Source organism: Cellulosimicrobium sp. ES-005, from assembly GCF_040448685.1.
Lineage (GTDB): Bacteria > Actinomycetota > Actinomycetes > Actinomycetales > Cellulomonadaceae > Cellulosimicrobium > Cellulosimicrobium cellulans_G.
Map to the genome: position 1 here is coordinate 70,948 of NZ_CP159290.1, position 13,898 is coordinate 84,845.

Below are 13,898 nucleotides of genomic sequence, written 5' to 3' on the forward strand. Positions count from 1 at the left end.
CGGCGCTCACGGCCCGGCGGGCGTCTCCTGGACGACCTGCCGGGCCGGCTCCTCGTCGCCCGCGAGCCGGTCCAGCAGGAGGCGGGCCGCCGTCGTGCCGAGCGCACGGGGGTCCAGGGGCACGAGCGCGACGTCGGACGTGCGCGAGGTCGCGAAGGGGAGGTCGCCCACGATCCCGACCCCGAGCGCCGGACCGCTGCCCGGTCCCTGGCCGCCCACCGCGTCCGCCGGGGACGCCGCGGGGCGGCCGTGCGCGTCGGCGAGCGCGCGGAGCACCCCGACGCCCACCAGGTTGTTCGTCGCGACGACCGCGTCCGGAGGGTCGGCCCGGGCGAGCAGCGCGACGGTCGCGTCGTAGCCCCCGTCGACGCGGAAGTTGGCGTGCACGAGGAGGTCGTCGGCGGGGATGCCCGCGTCGTCGAGCACCTCCCGCCAGCCGCGTGCGCGGTCGACCGCCGTGCTCGTCGCGACCGGCCCCGTGACGCACGCGATCCGCCGGAACCCGCGCTCGACCAGCGCCTGCGCGGCCCGCCGCCCCAGCGTGACGTTGTCGAACACCACCTGGTCCACGTCCTGGCCCACCCGGCGGTCGATCACGACGACCGCCCGGCGCCGCGCGCGCAGAGCGGCGATCTCGGGCGAGCCGCTCGCGGGCGCGACGACGACCCCCGCCATGTTCTCGTGCTCCGCCACCGCGAGGTAGCGCTCCTCCTTGGCGGGGTCGTCGTCGGTGTTGCAGAGCACGACCGAGTACCCCGCCTGCTGCGCGACGTCCTCGACGCCGCGCGCGACGGCCGTGAAGAACGGGTTCTCGACGTCGGGCAGGACGAGCGCGACGACGTCGCTCGACCGGCGGCGGAGCGAGCGCGCGGTGCGGTCGGGCACGTAGCCGAGGTCCTCGACCGCGGCGTGGACGGCGGCCGCGAGCTCGGGTCGCACGCTCTTGCCGTTGAGGACCCGGGAGACCGTGGCCGTGGACACGCCCGCGTGCCGGGCGACGTCGACGATACGGGTCATGGGAGCGCCTCCTCGGCGGGGGTCGTGCGCACCGGTCCGGGGTGCGCCGGGGCGGCTGTGCTCGCCGTGCCGCTCATCGTAGGGCGCGCGCCGGACGGCGGTCGGTGCGGTGGGGTCTTGCGGCGGCGGGTGTAATCGATTACTGTCACCTGTTAACAGTTGACTGCTGACGTTCAGAGGGGAGCGTGGCGATGACCTGGACAGCGGTGGAACCGGTGCCGACGACGGCACTGAGCGACCACATCGCCGAGAGGCTGCGGCACATGATCATCGCGGGAGAGGTCCCGGCGGGGTCCCACCTCGCCGAGCCCCGGCTCGCCGAGTCGTTCGACGTGAGCCGCGGCCCGGTGCGCGACGCGCTCCGCCAGCTCGAGTCGGAGGGCCTCGTCGTCACGCGACGACGCAAGGTGTTCGCCGCGGGGCTCACCGCGGACGACATCGTCGAGCTGTACGCGATCCGCGAGGCGATCGAGGTCCTCGCGCTGCGCCTCGCGCACCAGCGCGCCGACGCGGCCGACTGGGCGGCGGCGCTCGCCGCGCTCGACACCATGCGTGCCGCGGCCGACGACGACCGGTACGACGACTACGCGCGTGCCGACCTCGCGTTCCACTCGTCCTTCTACGCGCTGTCCGGCAGCAGGCGGCTGTTCGACATCTGGCGCCAGTACGAGCCCACCTTCGCCGTGCTCCTCCAGATCACGAACGCCGAGGACATCGACCTCGGCCCGTCGTTCGCCTCGCACGTCGCGATCCTCGAGACGACGCGGGCCGGCCGCGTGGAGGAAGCCGTGGCGGAGGTGCAGGAGCACCTGCTCGGCGCCCGCACGCGCATGGTGCAGGCCCACGCCCGCATCTCGACCCCGACCGACGGAGAGCTTCCCGCATGACTACCACCCCTCACCTGCTGCCCGCCCTGGTGACGGCGTTCGGCCAGGACGGCGCGCTCGACCTCGTGTCGTGCCGCCGGCTCTTCGCCCGGGCGGCGACGCTCGACGTCGAGGCGCACTTCGTCGCCGGCACGACCGGCGAGTTCGTGACGCTGTCCGACGACGAGCGGCTCGCCGTGATCGGGGCCGCCGTCGACGAGATCGGGCCCCAGCACGTGTTCGCCCACGTGGGAGCCGCGTCCGAGCACGCGGCCGTCCGACTCGCGATGCGCGCGCACGAGCTCGGCGCCCGACGGTTCGCGGCGATCACCCCGTACTACACGGCCGTGCCGCGCGCGGCGCTCGTCGACTACTACACGGGACTGCGCCGCGCCCTCGACGGGTGCGAGCTGTTCGCCTACGTCTTTCCCGACCGTACGGGCCTCGACATCTCGCCCGAGGACCTGGCCGCCGTCGTGGTGGCGGCCGGTCTCGACGGGGTCAAGGTGAGCGTCCCAGGCGTCGACTACGTGGGTCGCCTGGTGGACGCGCTGCCCGCCGGGGCGGTCGTCTACTCCGGGAACGACGCTCTGCTGCCCGAGGTCGTCGAGGCCGGGGGGGCCGGCGTCGTCTCGGGAGTCATGCAGGCGGGACCGGAGCCGTTCCTGCGCCAGGCCGAGGCGCTGCGCCGAGGCGACGTCGCGGCGGCGCTCGCCGTCCGGCCGGACGTCGACGCGCTCGTCGGGGTCTACGGCCCGAACCTCGCCGCGACGAAGGCGCGCCTGGTCGCCGAGGGCCTGCTCGCCTCCTCTGCCGTGCGCGTCCCGCACGTGTCCCGACCCGCCACCGACCCGGTCCCCGAACCACCTGCCGTCGTGCAGGCCTGACCGTCCCGCCCGGAGGTCGACGATGACCATGAGCCTGACCACCCCGCCCACGACGCCGCCCCCCGCGGACGTCGAGCCGGCCCGTGCGCCGGCACGCCCGCCCCGCCGCCGGTCGCTGCGGTCGACCCGCCTGCCCGTCGCGCTGCTCGCGCCGGCTGTCGTGCTCGTCGCGATCGTGTCGGTGTTCCCCATCCTCTTCGCGCTCAACCTCTCCGTGCACGAGACCCGGTACACCGAGGTCGAGGACTTCGTCGGTCTCCAGCACTACGCCCAGGTGCTGGGCACCACCGAGGGCTGGGCCATGATCGGCCGCTCGATGGTCTACGTGCTCGGGTCGCTGGTCCTCGCGCTCCCGCTCGCCGTCGGCCTCGCCCACCTGCTCGACCGCCCCGCGAGGTTCCGTCGCGTGTTCCGCGTGCTGATCCTCATGCCCTGGGTCATCTCGCAGACCGTGGCCGCGCTCCTGTGGCGCTGGCTCCTCAACCCCGACTACGGGCCGCTGGGCCTGGGGAGCCTGGGTGGCTCCCGCGTCGACGTGCTCGCCGACCCGGTGCTCGCGATGGTCGCCCTCGTCCTGGTGAACGTGTGGCTGAGCTACCCGCTCGCGACGATCCTCACGCTCGCCGCGCTCCAGGGCGTTCCGGCCGAGCTGCACGAGGCGGCCGAGGTGGACGGCGCGAGCGCGTTCCGCAGGTTCCGCTCCGTGACCCTGCCCATGATCATGCCGACGGTCTTCGTCGTGGCGATCATGCTCACGCTGCTCTACTTCAACATGGTCACGCTCGTCCTGACCTTCACGGGCGGCGGGCCCTTCAACGCGACGCTGCTCGTGAGCCTCGAGGCCTACCAGCAGTCGTTCAGCTTCTTCAACCTCGGCCTCGGCGCGGCGTACAGCGTGATCCTGTTCGTCTTCAACGTCGTCTTCGGCCTGGCCTACATCAAGATGCTGCGGGGTGACCGTGATGCCTGAGACGACCACGACCCTGGCGCCGGCGACCGCACCGACGCCGTCCTCGACCCGGGCCGGACGGCGGTCGCGGCCCCGCGGAGGTGCGGTGTCCCACGGGCGGCACCGGCCGGCCGGCCCGCTCGCGTACGTCGGCCTCGTCGCGGCGTCCGTGTTCGCCGTGCTCCCGCTCCTGTGGGCGCTGTCGACCTCGTTCAAGAGCAAGGGCGCGGTGCTCTCGGACAGCGGCTGGATCCCGGCCGCCCCGACGCTCGAGAACTACACCAAGGTCCTCTTCGAGTCCCAGGTGCCGCGCTACCTCCTCAACAGCATCGTCGTCGCCGCGGGTTCGGTCGTGCTGACCATCGTGCTCGCCCTGCTCGGCGCCTACGCGACCGCCCGGTTCGCGTTCCGCGGCCGCGACGCGAGCCTGTTCCTCATCCTCATGACGTCGATGATCCCGGGCATCGCGATCCTCGTGCCCCTGTACTTCCTCGCGGTCCGCACCGGGCTGTACGACACCTACGCCGGCATGATCGTCGTCTACACCGCGTGGCAGGTCCCGACCGTGCTGTGGATGCTGCGGGGCTTCCTCCAGTCGATCCCCGGCTCGCTCGAGGAGGCGGGGCGCATCGACGGCGCGGGCGACCTGCGGATCATGGTCCAGCTCGTGCTGCCGCTCGCCAAGCCGGGCATCGCGGCGGCGTCCGTCGTCGCGTTCGTCGCGGTCTGGAACGACTTCCTCATCGCCTCGACCATGGTCAGCTCCGACGAGAAGCGCCTGGTCGCCGTCGGCCTCTACAACTACCTGTCCCAGTACGGCATCGAGTGGGGCCAGCTCACCGCCGCCGTCGTCGTCACCGTCGTCCCGATGATCGTGCTCTTCGTCCTCATGGAGAAGCGCATCGTCTCGGGCCTGTCCGCGGGCGCGACCAAGGGGTGAGCCGGGTCCCGCCGACCCGGCGCGCCGCGCCCACGTCCTCGAGCAGCACCCACCTCCGCACGCACTTCAAGGAAGAAGGAACCATGCGTACCTCCACCACCCGCAGGGCCGTCGCGCTCGCAGCGACCGGGGCGCTCGCCCTCTCGCTCGCCGCATGCGGCGGGGACTCGTCGTCCGGCGGCTCGTCCGACCTCGAGCTCTGGACGTTCCTCGACCCGAGCTCGGCCGACGACGCGCGCGGGAAGGCGCTCAAGGAGATCGTCGACGGCTTCAACGCGAGCCAGGACGACGTGACCGTGACCGTCCGCTCGATCAACTACGCGCAGATCGACGCCGAGGTCATCCGGGCGACGAGCAGCGGCCAGGGCCCGGACATCCTCAACGTGTACAGCACCCAGCTCGCGACGCACGTGGACGCGCGCACGCTCCAACCCCTCGGGGACGTGGCGGGCACCGAGCTCGACGAGCTCGAGGCGGACTCGATCTTCCCGTTCGACGGCGTCACGTTCGACGGCGACGTCATGTCCGTGCCGTGGGAGGTCCGGGCGTGGATGCTCTGGTACCGCGCCGACCTCCTCGACGAGATCGGCGCCGAGGTGCCCTCGACGACGGACGAGCTCGTCGACGTGGCGGGACGGCTGAGCGCCGAGACCGACGTGACGACGGGTCTCGCGATCGGGTTCTCGGACCAGGGCCTCGGCGCCGACTTCGTCGAGAAGTTCATCCCCTTCACGTGGGCGAACGGCGGCGAGATCCTCGACGACTCGGGCGAGCCCGCGTTCGCGAGCGACGCAGGCGTCGCGGCGCTCGACCTCATGAGCGACTTCCACGATGCCGGCGCGTTCGGCGACGAGGCGCTCAGCATGACGGCCGACGACGTCGTGCAGGGGGTCTCGGCGGGGACCATCGGCATGGCGATCGAGGGCACGCAGCGCGTGAGCGCGGCGCGTGCCGGGGACGGGATCGGCGAGAACCTGCAGGTCGTCCCGGTGCCGTTCGACGCCGCGGGCCCGCTGCCCACGGCGGTCGCCGGCCAGACGATGGGCATCGGGGCGAACTCCTCGGACCCGGAGGGCGCGTGGGAGTTCATCAAGTACTACACGTCGGTCGAGTCGGCGACGGCGTTCGCCGAGGCCGGCGTCCTGCCCTCGCGGTCCTCGGTCTACGACTCGGACGACTTCGCGAGCCTCGGCAACGCCGAGGAGCTGCGCACCTGGCGCGACTACATCGCCGAGCACGGGCGCCCCGAGGTCACGTCGACGAGGTTCAACGAGCTGAGCGCCGCCCTGGTGTCGGCCGGCCAGCAGACGGTCTTCAAGGGAGCCGACCCGCTCCCGTCGCTCCAGACGGCGGCGTCCGCCTACTCGGGCGGCTGACCACCGGCCCACCGGGACGGCCCGCGGGCCGTCCCGGCCCACCGTCCCGCCGCAGGGACGCAGCACGGCACGAGCAGCACGGCAACGAGCACCACCACCCAGGAAGGACACTCCATGAGCACCACCTCGACCGACTTCGACGTCATCGTCTGCGGGGGCGGACCGTCCGGATTCATCGCCGCGATCGCTGCGGCACGCACGGGCGCGAAGACCCTGCTCGTGGAGCGGTACGGGTTCCTCGGCGGCATGGCGACCATCGGGTGGTTGGGTCCCATCTCGCCCTTCTACTTCAAGGACGAGCGCGTCATCGCGGGCGTGCCGTACGACTTCGTCCGGCACATGGTGGCGGCGGGGGGCTCCACGGGGCACATCCGCTGCACGAACCCGCACGGGAGCGGGAGCTACCTGTGCTTCTACGACCGCGAGCAGTACAAGTGGTCGGCCATGACGCTGTTCCTCGAAGCCGGCGGCACCCCGCTCCTGCACACCTGGATCGCGGACACGATCGTCGAGGACGGCGCCGTGCGGGGCGTCGTCGTGGAGAACAAGGGCGGCAGGAGCGAGATCCGTGCCAAGGTCGTCGTCGACGCGACGGGCGACGGTGACGTCGCCGCGCGGGCCGGTGCCGCCCACACCGTCGGCAACGGTCACGGGCTGTCCCAGCCCGCGACGCTCATGTTCGACATGGAGGGAGTCGACACGCTCGCGGTGAAGAGGTACATGGACGAGCACCCCGAGGACTTCGAGTGGGCCTCCGAGTTCGTCGCGGTGTCCGACTACTCGCCCCGGCTCCCGCAGCCGAAGGACCACTTCGTCGGCCAGGGCTTCGTCGAGATGGTCGGCAAGGCCATGGCCGACGAGGAGCTCTACCTGGGCCGCGACTCGATCCTCTTCCTCACGACCACGCACCACGGCGTCCTGCACTTCAACTCGACGCGCGTCGCGGAGGTCGACGCCACCGACGCGGAGTCCCTCACCCGCGCGGAGATCGACGCCCGACGCCAGGTCATGTCGCTCTCGCGCTTCCTCGTCGAGAAGGTGCCCGGGTTCGAGAACGCCCAGCTCGCGGGGACCGGGACGGCGCTCGGGATCCGCGAGAGCCGCCACATCACGGGTGAGTACGTGCTCACCGGGGAGGACGTCGTCAACGGGCAGAAGTTCGACGACGTCGTCTCGCGCGGCTACTTCCCGATCGACATCCACAACCTCAAGGGCAAGTCGGGGTACACGGGCGGGGGCACGTGGCAGGACCTCGAGGACACGTACGACGTGCCCCAGCGGGCGCTCATCCCCGTGGAGCTCGACGGGCTCGTGATGGCGGGCCGCGCGATCTCCGCCGACCAGGCGGCGCACGGCTCCTTCCGGACGCAAGGCGGCGTCATGGCCATCGGCCACGCGGCGGGCACGCTCGCGGCGCTGGCGGCGAAGAGCGGTACGCGTCCGCGCGAGGTCGACCACCGTGACGTCCAGGCGACCCTGCTGGACCAGGGGGCGTCGCTGCGCCGCGACCCCGTGGCGGTGGAGCGCGAGCGCCGCCTCGCCGTCGACGCCGTGAACGCCGCGCTCGCCGCGGGCGAGGTGCACGACGCCTACCTCGCCGAGGCGGAGACGTTCACGGGTCGCGCCCCGCGCCTCTGAGGACGCGCCGTCCGCCCGGCCGCGCTCTCGCGACCCGCCGTGGCCCGTCCCGACCCGGGGGCGGGCCACGGGCGCGCGGTCGGTCGGCTACGCGGGGTGGGCCCCGTCGACGTAGTACCAGCGGTCGCCCTCGCGTACGAACCGGCTGACCTCGTGGAGCCGACCGCGGTCGGAGCGGTCCGTGCGCGACCGGTGGTACGCGGCGAACTCGACGACGCCCGTGGTGTCGAACGGGCCGCCGGCCTCCGTGCGCAGGACGTCGAGGCGGCGCCACTCGAGGTCGTCGTCGAGGTCGAGGTCGGCCGGCCGGGTGGACGCGTGCCAGGTCGCGCGCAGGTAGCCGGCGTCGCCGACGGCGAACGCGCTGTAGCGCGAGCGCATGAGCGCCTCCGCGGTCGGGGCGTGCGGGCCCGGTGCCGCGCCGTCCGGGCCGGGTCGCAGGCCCGCGTGGTAGCGGCCGCAGCACGCCGGGTAGGCGTCGCCGGACAGGCAGGGGCATCGGACGCCGTCGGCGGTCGGGTGCGCGCTCATGCCGCCGAACCTACCGGTGCCTCGGGCGGGGCTCGTCGTCCGCGACCGTGGCCCGCCCCCGGGTCGGGACGGGCCACGGTCGTCTGCGCCGGACGGACGGTCAGCAGGACAGGTTCGAGCCCGTCGTCGTGCCGAGGATCTGCGCGAAGCGCTGGAACGCCGCGATGCGCGACTGCACCTGCGCCGGGTTGCCGCCGTTGCACTCGAGAGAGCCGTTGATGGAGCGGATCGTCTCGCCGAAGCCGGCGCCGTTGACGATCGCCTGGTGGCCGGTCATCGTGCCCGGCCCGGACTGCGTGTTCCAGTACCACAGGCCCGTCTTCCAGGCGACGGCCGAGCTCTGCTCCACGAGGTAGGGGTTGTTGAGCAGGTCGATGCCGAGCGCGTCACCGGCCGCCTTGTAGTTGTAGTTCCAGCTGAGCTGGATCGGACCCTTGCCGTAGTACGCGCTCTGGCCCGCGGGGCAGCCGTACGGCTTCGAGGTGTCGCAGTAGTGCGGGTAGTTCGCGGTGTTGATCTCCTTGATGTAGACGAGCCCGCCGGTCTCGTGGTCGACGTTGGCGAGGAACGCCGCAGCCTCGCGCTTGGCGACCTCGGTGCCGCCCGTCGTCGCGAAGGCCGGGTAGGCCGACAACGCGTCGACCAGGCCCTGGTACGTGTAGAACGCGTTCCGGTTCGGGAACATCTGGTTGAACTGGGCCTCGGAGACGACGAAGCCGCTCGGGTTGCCGGGGTTGCCGGGGTTGCCCGGGTCGGTCCCGCCGCCGCACGCACCCTGGGAGCGCCAGACGCCCCACTCGCCGGTGGTGCCGGGCGTCTCGCCCTGGGTCCACCAGCCGGCCTTCCAGTTCTGGCCGCCGTGGGAGACGACGGCGCCGCCCAGGTAGACGGCGCCGGAGCTCCACGCGGGGGCGCAGGTCGCGGCGTGCGCCTGCTGCGCCGGCCCGGCGACCGCCCAGGAGAGCGCTCCCGCGAGCATGAGGAAGACGGCGAGGAGCAGGGCAAGGGGACGGGACGCGGGGCGCTGGGCGACCGCGGCGGCCGCCGCGGGGGAGGGCGACGCCAGAACTCGGGTGTGCATCGGTGCACCTTTCGTCGATGGTCGGGTCGGTTCGAGCCTGGTGGGGCGTCGCCACGGTGGACAACCCCCGTACGCGGAACCCCGTACCCAGGGGAGGCGCGAGGCATGGCCCCGGTCCTCGGCGCGAGGCGTGCCGAGGGGTTGACGTCCGGGCTCGGCGGGTGCGAGAGTGTGCGCAATCCGGAAACGTTTCCAGAGCGGTCATGGTCGCCGATCTGGAAACGTTTCCAAACGCGACGGTCCTTCGACGACGAGGTGGACGACAGTGACGTCATCACGCGCCACGCTGATCCAGGTGGCACAGCGGGCCGGGGTCTCCCTGGCCTCGACCTCCCGCGCCCTGCACGGGACGGGCGCGAGCCCGGCGATGGTCGAGCGGGTGCGCGCCGCGGCCACCGAGCTCGGCTACAGCCCGGACGCGATCGGGCGCTCGCTGCGCCTGAAGAAGACGTTCCAGGTCGCGTTCGCCGTCGCCGACATCGGCAACCCCGTCTACGTCGAGATGATGACGGCGATCCACGAGGTGCTCGCGCCGCACGGGTACCGCGTGGTCGTCATGACGACGGGGGACACCACGCGGTCGACCGTCGAACTCGTGCGCAGCCTGTCGAGCGGGTTCGTCGACGCGATGATCCTCAGCCCGCTGCGCACCGACGACGAGCTCGTCGAGGAGATCCGGCAGGCACCCGTGCCCGTCGTCGTCATCGGCCGCACCCTGGCCGACCGCGGCATCGACTCCGTGTCCACCGACTCGGCGGGCGGCATCGGCGAGGCCGTGCGTCACCTGCTCGGCCTCGGCCGCCGCCGCCTCGCGTTCCTCAACGGCCCTCTCGACACCACGCCCGGTGAGGCGCGGCAGCGCGGCTTCGACGCCGCGACGCGCGCCGACGACTTCACGGGCGAGCGTGCCGACGCCGTCGTCGCGGCGGACTTCACCGTCGCGGCGGGCCTCGCGGCCACGCTCGCGCTCCTCGACGGGACCGACGACGGCGCCCGCCCCGACGCGATCGTCGCGGCCAACGACCTGCTCGCGATCGGCGCGATCCGGGCCGTGCGCGAGCGCGGGCTGTCGGTCCCCGAGGACGTCGCCGTGACCGGCATGGACGATACCGAGATCGGGCGGGTGTTCCAGCCCAGCCTCACGAGCGTCTCGCTCGGCTCGACCGAGCGCGGGCGGATCGCCGCGGAGCTCGTCGTCGACCTCGTGGACGGCGACGCGCAGGCCGGGCGGCACACCGCCGTCGGACCGCGCCTCGTCGTGCGCGAGTCGACCGCCGCGACGCCCGAGGCGGGGGCGCAGGGCGGGGTGAGCGGCGCCGTCGGGCAGGACGCCACGGCCGCCACGACCGGAGGTGACCGCCGATGAGCGCCCCGACCCTGGCGGGCGACCCGCACGCCGCCGCGGCGCGTCGGCCCGACCGGGGCGCCCCGCGCCGGACCGGCGGGATGGCGCGCGCCAAGCGGCGCGAGGCGATCGCGCTCGTCATGCCGTCGCTCCTGCCGATCCTCGTGCTGAGCGTCGCGCCGCTCGTCATGGGCGTGGCCCTGGCGTTCACCGACGCCCGGCTCGTGCGCCACCCGGACTACCAGTTCGTGGGCGTCGACAACTTCGTGCGCCTCGCGGACAACTCGTTCTTCTGGGACTCGTTCCGCATCGGCATGATCTGGGCCGTCTCGGTGACGCTGCTCCAGCTCGTCGCGGCGATGGGCCTCGCGCTGCTGCTCAACTCCGGGCTCCGGCTCCAGGGGCTGACGCGCGTCCTCGCGCTCATCCCGTGGGCCATGCCGCCGGTCGTCGTGGCGATCATGTGGCAGATGATCTACTCGCCCAACGCCGGGCCGCTCAACGCGTTCCTCGGCGCCCTCGGGCTCCCGGACGACATCAACTGGCTCGCGGACTTCTCCACCGCGCTGCCCGCGGTGATCGTCGTCGGGGTGTGGGTCGGCATGCCGCAGACCACCGTGACGCTGCTCGCCGGGCTCCAGCAGATCCCGGACGAGCTGCACGAGGCCGCGGCGATGGACGGTGCGGGCGCGTGGCGCCGGTTCACGGCGGTGACGCTCCCCAGCCTGCGGCCGATCATCACGTCCATCACGTCGCTGAACTTCATCTGGAACTTCAACTCGTTCTCGCTGGTCTACGTGCTCACCGAGGGCGGGCCGGGCGGTCGGACCATGCTGCCGATGCTCTTCACCTACCTGGAGGCGTTCAAGAACCGGAACATCGGCTACGCCGCCGCGATGGGCGTGGTCCTCGTGGTCGTCGTCGTCCTCCTGCTCGCGATCTACCTGCGGTCGCAGTTCCGCTCCGAGAAGGAGAGCTGACCCGTGCGCGCACTCGTCCGCCCGGCCCAGTACGTGGCCCTGGCGTTCTACATCCTCTTCCTCGGCTTCCCGCTGCTGTGGCTCATCTCGGCCTCGCTCAAGTCGTCGGGCGAGCTCAACTCGCTCACCGTGAGCCTGATCCCGCAGGACTTCCACTGGGAGAACTACTCCCAGGCGCTCTCGCGGCAGGGCCTCGTGCGCTCGGCGTGGAACAGCGCGATCGTCGCGGTCGTCTCGACGATGCTCGTCATCGTCATCGCGCTGCCGGCGTCGTACGTGCTCGCGCGCCTGCGCGGCAAGATCCGCGCGGCGGGCGTCGGCTGGATCCTCGTGAGCCAGGTGTTCCCGGTGATCCTCATCATCCTGCCGCTGTTCCTCATCCTGCGGACCATCGGCCTCACGGACTCGCTCGTCGGGCTCACGCTCGTCCACACCACGTACACCCTCCCGTTCGCGCTGTGGATGATGCAGGGCTACGTCTCCGCGATCCCGGTCGACCTGGAGGAGGCGGGCTCGATGGACGGCGCGAGCCGGTTCACCGTGCTCCGCACGATCGTCTTCCCGCTGCTCATGCCGGGCATCGTCGCGACGGCGATGTTCAGCTTCGTCTCCTCGTGGAACGAGTTCTTCTTCGCGCTCGTCCTGCTCCAGTCGCCCGAGAACTACACGCTGCCCATCACGCTGAAGATGTTCATCGGCGGCGAGGGCAAGGTGGCGCTCGGTCCCCTCGCCGCGGGCTCCGTGCTCGCGGCCATCCCCAGCATCGTCTTCTTCTCGATCATGCAGAAGAAGCTCACCGGCGGCCTGCTGTCCGGCGCCGTCAAGGGGTGACCCCATGAACCCCCGAACCACCCCCACCCGAAAGGTAGAACCATGAAGACTCGTGGTGCGTCCATCGCCGCATGCCTCACGATCACGACCCTGCTCGTCGCGTCCTGCTCCAGCGGGGGCGGCAGCGGGGACGACGGCACCGACGGCGGCCCCGTGACGCTGAAGTTCCAGTCGCTGTCCGACCAGCCCGCCGCGATCGAGGCGACCGAGAAGATCGTCGCCGACTGGAACGAGGCGAACCCCGACGTCCAGGTCGAGATCGTGCCCGCGGGCTGGGACGGCATCTACGACAAGCTCATCACGCAGTTCAACGGCGGCGCCGCGCCGGACATCATCCACTACGAGGCGGCGAGCATCGTGCCCTTCGCCGTGGACGGCTACCTGGCCGACCTGTCGGAGTACATGTCCGACGAGAAGCGCGCCGACATCCCCGAGGGCATCCTCGACTCCGTGACCGTCGACGACCAGGTCATCGCGTACCCGACCGAGCTGCAGTCCTACATGGGGTTCGCGAACAAGACGATGCTCGAGGCCGCCGGCGTCGAGATCCCCACGGGCGAGACCATGACGTGGGACGAGCTGCGCGAGATCGCCAAGGCCACCACGAAGGACGGCGCGTACGGGCTCGGGTGGGGGCTCGCGAGCCCGACGGCCGCGTTCATGGCGATGGCTCCCGGGTTCGGCGGCCAGTACTTCGAGGGCACCGGCGCCGACGCGAGCATCACCATCGGCGAGGGCGAGATGGCGCTGCCGGAGCTCGTCGACGAGATGGCGCACACCGACAACACGGTGCTGCCGGTGACCCTCACGCAGTCCGGGTCGGAGACGCTCGCGTCGTTCTACGGCGGCCAGGTCGCGATGACGATCCAGGGCTCGTTCCAGGCCGCGAACATCGCCAACGACGCGCCCGAGGGCTTCGACTGGGTCGTGCTGCCCCCGCTCGAGGGTCCCGACGGCGCCGAGCAGGCCGCCAACCCGCAGACCCTGTCGGTGAACATCGACTCCGAGCACGTCGAGGAGTCCGCGGAGTTCATCGAGTTCTTCACCGACACCGAGAACCTCGCCGCGCTCAACGAGGCGGACGCGCTCATCCCGGCGACGACGTCGGCGCAGGAGGCCATGGCGGCGTCGCTCGGCGACGAGAACGGCTGGTCGACGATCCTCTCGTCCGGTCAGTTCCTCACGTCCGCGCCGTACCTGTTCGTCGACGCGTACGCACAGTGGAAGGACACGGTCGCGACGCCCGCGTACCAGAAGTTCCTCGCCCAGGAGATCGACGCCGACCAGCTCGCGACCGAGCTCGAGTCGGGCTGGGACGAGATCACCAAGTAGCAGGACAAGCGGCGGGGTCGGTCGGTGGTCGACCGCCCCCGCCGGGAACCGCGGCCCCCACGGGTCGCACCGGGCGCGACCCGCGCCGAGGAGAGATCGACAGGGAGTGGACCGTGACCTGGCTG

The 13,898-nt window shown here is 72.0% G+C and carries 13 protein-coding genes; 10 read left to right on the forward strand and 3 right to left on the reverse strand.

Annotated elements, in window-relative coordinates:
- Positions 1 to 6: 6 nt before the first annotated feature.
- The gene (locus tag ABRQ22_RS00265; protein WP_353708169.1) at positions 7 to 1,017 is read right to left on the reverse strand and encodes a LacI family DNA-binding transcriptional regulator; all 1,011 of its coding nucleotides are present in this window, start codon (positions 1,015 to 1,017) and stop codon (positions 7 to 9) included.
- A 191-nt stretch (positions 1,018 to 1,208) separates the two neighbouring features.
- Here ABRQ22_RS00265 and ABRQ22_RS00270 point away from each other — a divergent pair, with 191 nt between their 5' ends.
- The 6 genes from ABRQ22_RS00270 to ABRQ22_RS00295 all read left to right on the forward strand — a co-directional run bounded on the left by ABRQ22_RS00270 (position 1,209) and on the right by ABRQ22_RS00295 (position 7,673).
- Positions 1,209 to 1,904 (forward strand): GntR family transcriptional regulator, encoded by a 696-nt coding sequence (locus ABRQ22_RS00270; RefSeq protein ID WP_253054505.1) that lies wholly within the window; start codon positions 1,209 to 1,211, stop codon positions 1,902 to 1,904.
- Positions 1,901 to 2,770 (forward strand): dihydrodipicolinate synthase family protein, encoded by an 870-nt coding sequence (locus tag ABRQ22_RS00275; protein WP_353708170.1) that lies wholly within the window; start codon positions 1,901 to 1,903, stop codon positions 2,768 to 2,770. Before ABRQ22_RS00270 ends, ABRQ22_RS00275 begins: the two co-directional genes overlap by 4 nt.
- A gap of 28 nt (positions 2,771 to 2,798) precedes the next feature.
- Complete coding sequence (locus ABRQ22_RS00280; protein WP_253054501.1) at positions 2,799 to 3,740, forward strand: sugar ABC transporter permease; 942 nt, start codon at positions 2,799 to 2,801, stop codon at positions 3,738 to 3,740.
- Between the two features lie 85 nt (positions 3,741 to 3,825).
- Positions 3,826 to 4,659, forward strand: a complete 834-nt coding sequence (locus ABRQ22_RS00285; protein WP_253054499.1) for a carbohydrate ABC transporter permease — start codon at positions 3,826 to 3,828, stop codon at positions 4,657 to 4,659.
- An 83-nt stretch (positions 4,660 to 4,742) separates the two neighbouring features.
- Positions 4,743 to 6,035 (forward strand): extracellular solute-binding protein, encoded by a 1,293-nt coding sequence (locus ABRQ22_RS00290; protein ID WP_353708171.1) that lies wholly within the window; start codon positions 4,743 to 4,745, stop codon positions 6,033 to 6,035.
- Positions 6,036 to 6,149: 114 nt separating this feature from the next.
- Positions 6,150 to 7,673 carry an FAD-dependent oxidoreductase gene (locus tag ABRQ22_RS00295; RefSeq protein ID WP_253054496.1) on the forward strand — a complete coding sequence of 508 codons (1,524 nt, stop codon included), beginning with the start codon at positions 6,150 to 6,152 and terminating at the stop codon, positions 7,671 to 7,673.
- An 87-nt stretch (positions 7,674 to 7,760) separates the two neighbouring features.
- Here the strand turns inward: ABRQ22_RS00295 and ABRQ22_RS00300 are convergent, their stop codons facing one another.
- Complete coding sequence (locus ABRQ22_RS00300; protein WP_253054494.1) at positions 7,761 to 8,204, reverse strand: YchJ family metal-binding protein; 444 nt, start codon at positions 8,202 to 8,204, stop codon at positions 7,761 to 7,763.
- A gap of 100 nt (positions 8,205 to 8,304) precedes the next feature.
- Positions 8,305 to 9,285 carry a glycoside hydrolase family 19 protein gene (locus ABRQ22_RS00305; protein ID WP_353708172.1) on the reverse strand — a complete coding sequence of 327 codons (981 nt, stop codon included), beginning with the start codon at positions 9,283 to 9,285 and terminating at the stop codon, positions 8,305 to 8,307.
- A 265-nt stretch (positions 9,286 to 9,550) separates the two neighbouring features.
- On the opposite strand from ABRQ22_RS00305, the gene ABRQ22_RS00310 reads away from it, so the two are divergent.
- The 4 genes from ABRQ22_RS00310 to ABRQ22_RS00325 are packed head-to-tail and all read left to right on the forward strand — an operon-like array spanning position 9,551 to position 13,773.
- On the forward strand, positions 9,551 to 10,651 hold the full coding sequence (locus ABRQ22_RS00310; RefSeq protein WP_253054490.1) for a LacI family DNA-binding transcriptional regulator: 1,101 nt from the start codon (positions 9,551 to 9,553) through the stop codon (positions 10,649 to 10,651).
- Positions 10,648 to 11,610: a sugar ABC transporter permease gene (locus tag ABRQ22_RS00315; RefSeq protein ID WP_052877368.1), complete on the forward strand. Its 963-nt coding sequence runs from the start codon at positions 10,648 to 10,650 to the stop codon at positions 11,608 to 11,610. Before ABRQ22_RS00310 ends, ABRQ22_RS00315 begins: the two co-directional genes overlap by 4 nt.
- A gap of 3 nt (positions 11,611 to 11,613) precedes the next feature.
- Positions 11,614 to 12,441, forward strand: coding sequence for a carbohydrate ABC transporter permease (locus ABRQ22_RS00320; RefSeq protein ID WP_353708173.1), 828 nt, complete (start codon positions 11,614 to 11,616; stop codon positions 12,439 to 12,441).
- 42 nt (positions 12,442 to 12,483) lie between these two features.
- Positions 12,484 to 13,773 carry a sugar ABC transporter substrate-binding protein gene (locus tag ABRQ22_RS00325; RefSeq protein ID WP_353708174.1) on the forward strand — a complete coding sequence of 430 codons (1,290 nt, stop codon included), beginning with the start codon at positions 12,484 to 12,486 and terminating at the stop codon, positions 13,771 to 13,773.
- The last annotated feature ends 125 nt before the right edge of the window (positions 13,774 to 13,898 follow it).

Excerpts from the sequence above, each read along its gene's own strand:
- ABRQ22_RS00265 (WP_353708169.1), bottom strand. The coding sequence starts at position 1,017 with ATGACCCGTATCGTCGACGTCGCCCGGCACGCGGGCGTGTCCACGGCC.
- ABRQ22_RS00305 (WP_353708172.1), bottom strand. The coding sequence starts at position 9,285 with ATGCACACCCGAGTTCTGGCGTCGCCCTCCCCCGCGGCGGCCGCCGCG.
- ABRQ22_RS00290 (WP_353708171.1), top strand. The coding sequence starts at position 4,743 with ATGCGTACCTCCACCACCCGCAGGGCCGTCGCGCTCGCAGCGACCGGG.
- ABRQ22_RS00325 (WP_353708174.1), top strand. The coding sequence starts at position 12,484 with ATGAAGACTCGTGGTGCGTCCATCGCCGCATGCCTCACGATCACGACC.
- ABRQ22_RS00270 (WP_253054505.1), top strand. The coding sequence starts at position 1,209 with ATGACCTGGACAGCGGTGGAACCGGTGCCGACGACGGCACTGAGCGAC.
- ABRQ22_RS00300 (WP_253054494.1), bottom strand. The coding sequence starts at position 8,204 with ATGAGCGCGCACCCGACCGCCGACGGCGTCCGATGCCCCTGCCTGTCC.
- ABRQ22_RS00315 (WP_052877368.1), top strand. The coding sequence starts at position 10,648 with ATGAGCGCCCCGACCCTGGCGGGCGACCCGCACGCCGCCGCGGCGCGT.
- ABRQ22_RS00275 (WP_353708170.1), top strand. The coding sequence starts at position 1,901 with ATGACTACCACCCCTCACCTGCTGCCCGCCCTGGTGACGGCGTTCGGC.
- ABRQ22_RS00280 (WP_253054501.1), top strand. The coding sequence starts at position 2,799 with ATGAGCCTGACCACCCCGCCCACGACGCCGCCCCCCGCGGACGTCGAG.
- ABRQ22_RS00295 (WP_253054496.1), top strand. The coding sequence starts at position 6,150 with ATGAGCACCACCTCGACCGACTTCGACGTCATCGTCTGCGGGGGCGGA.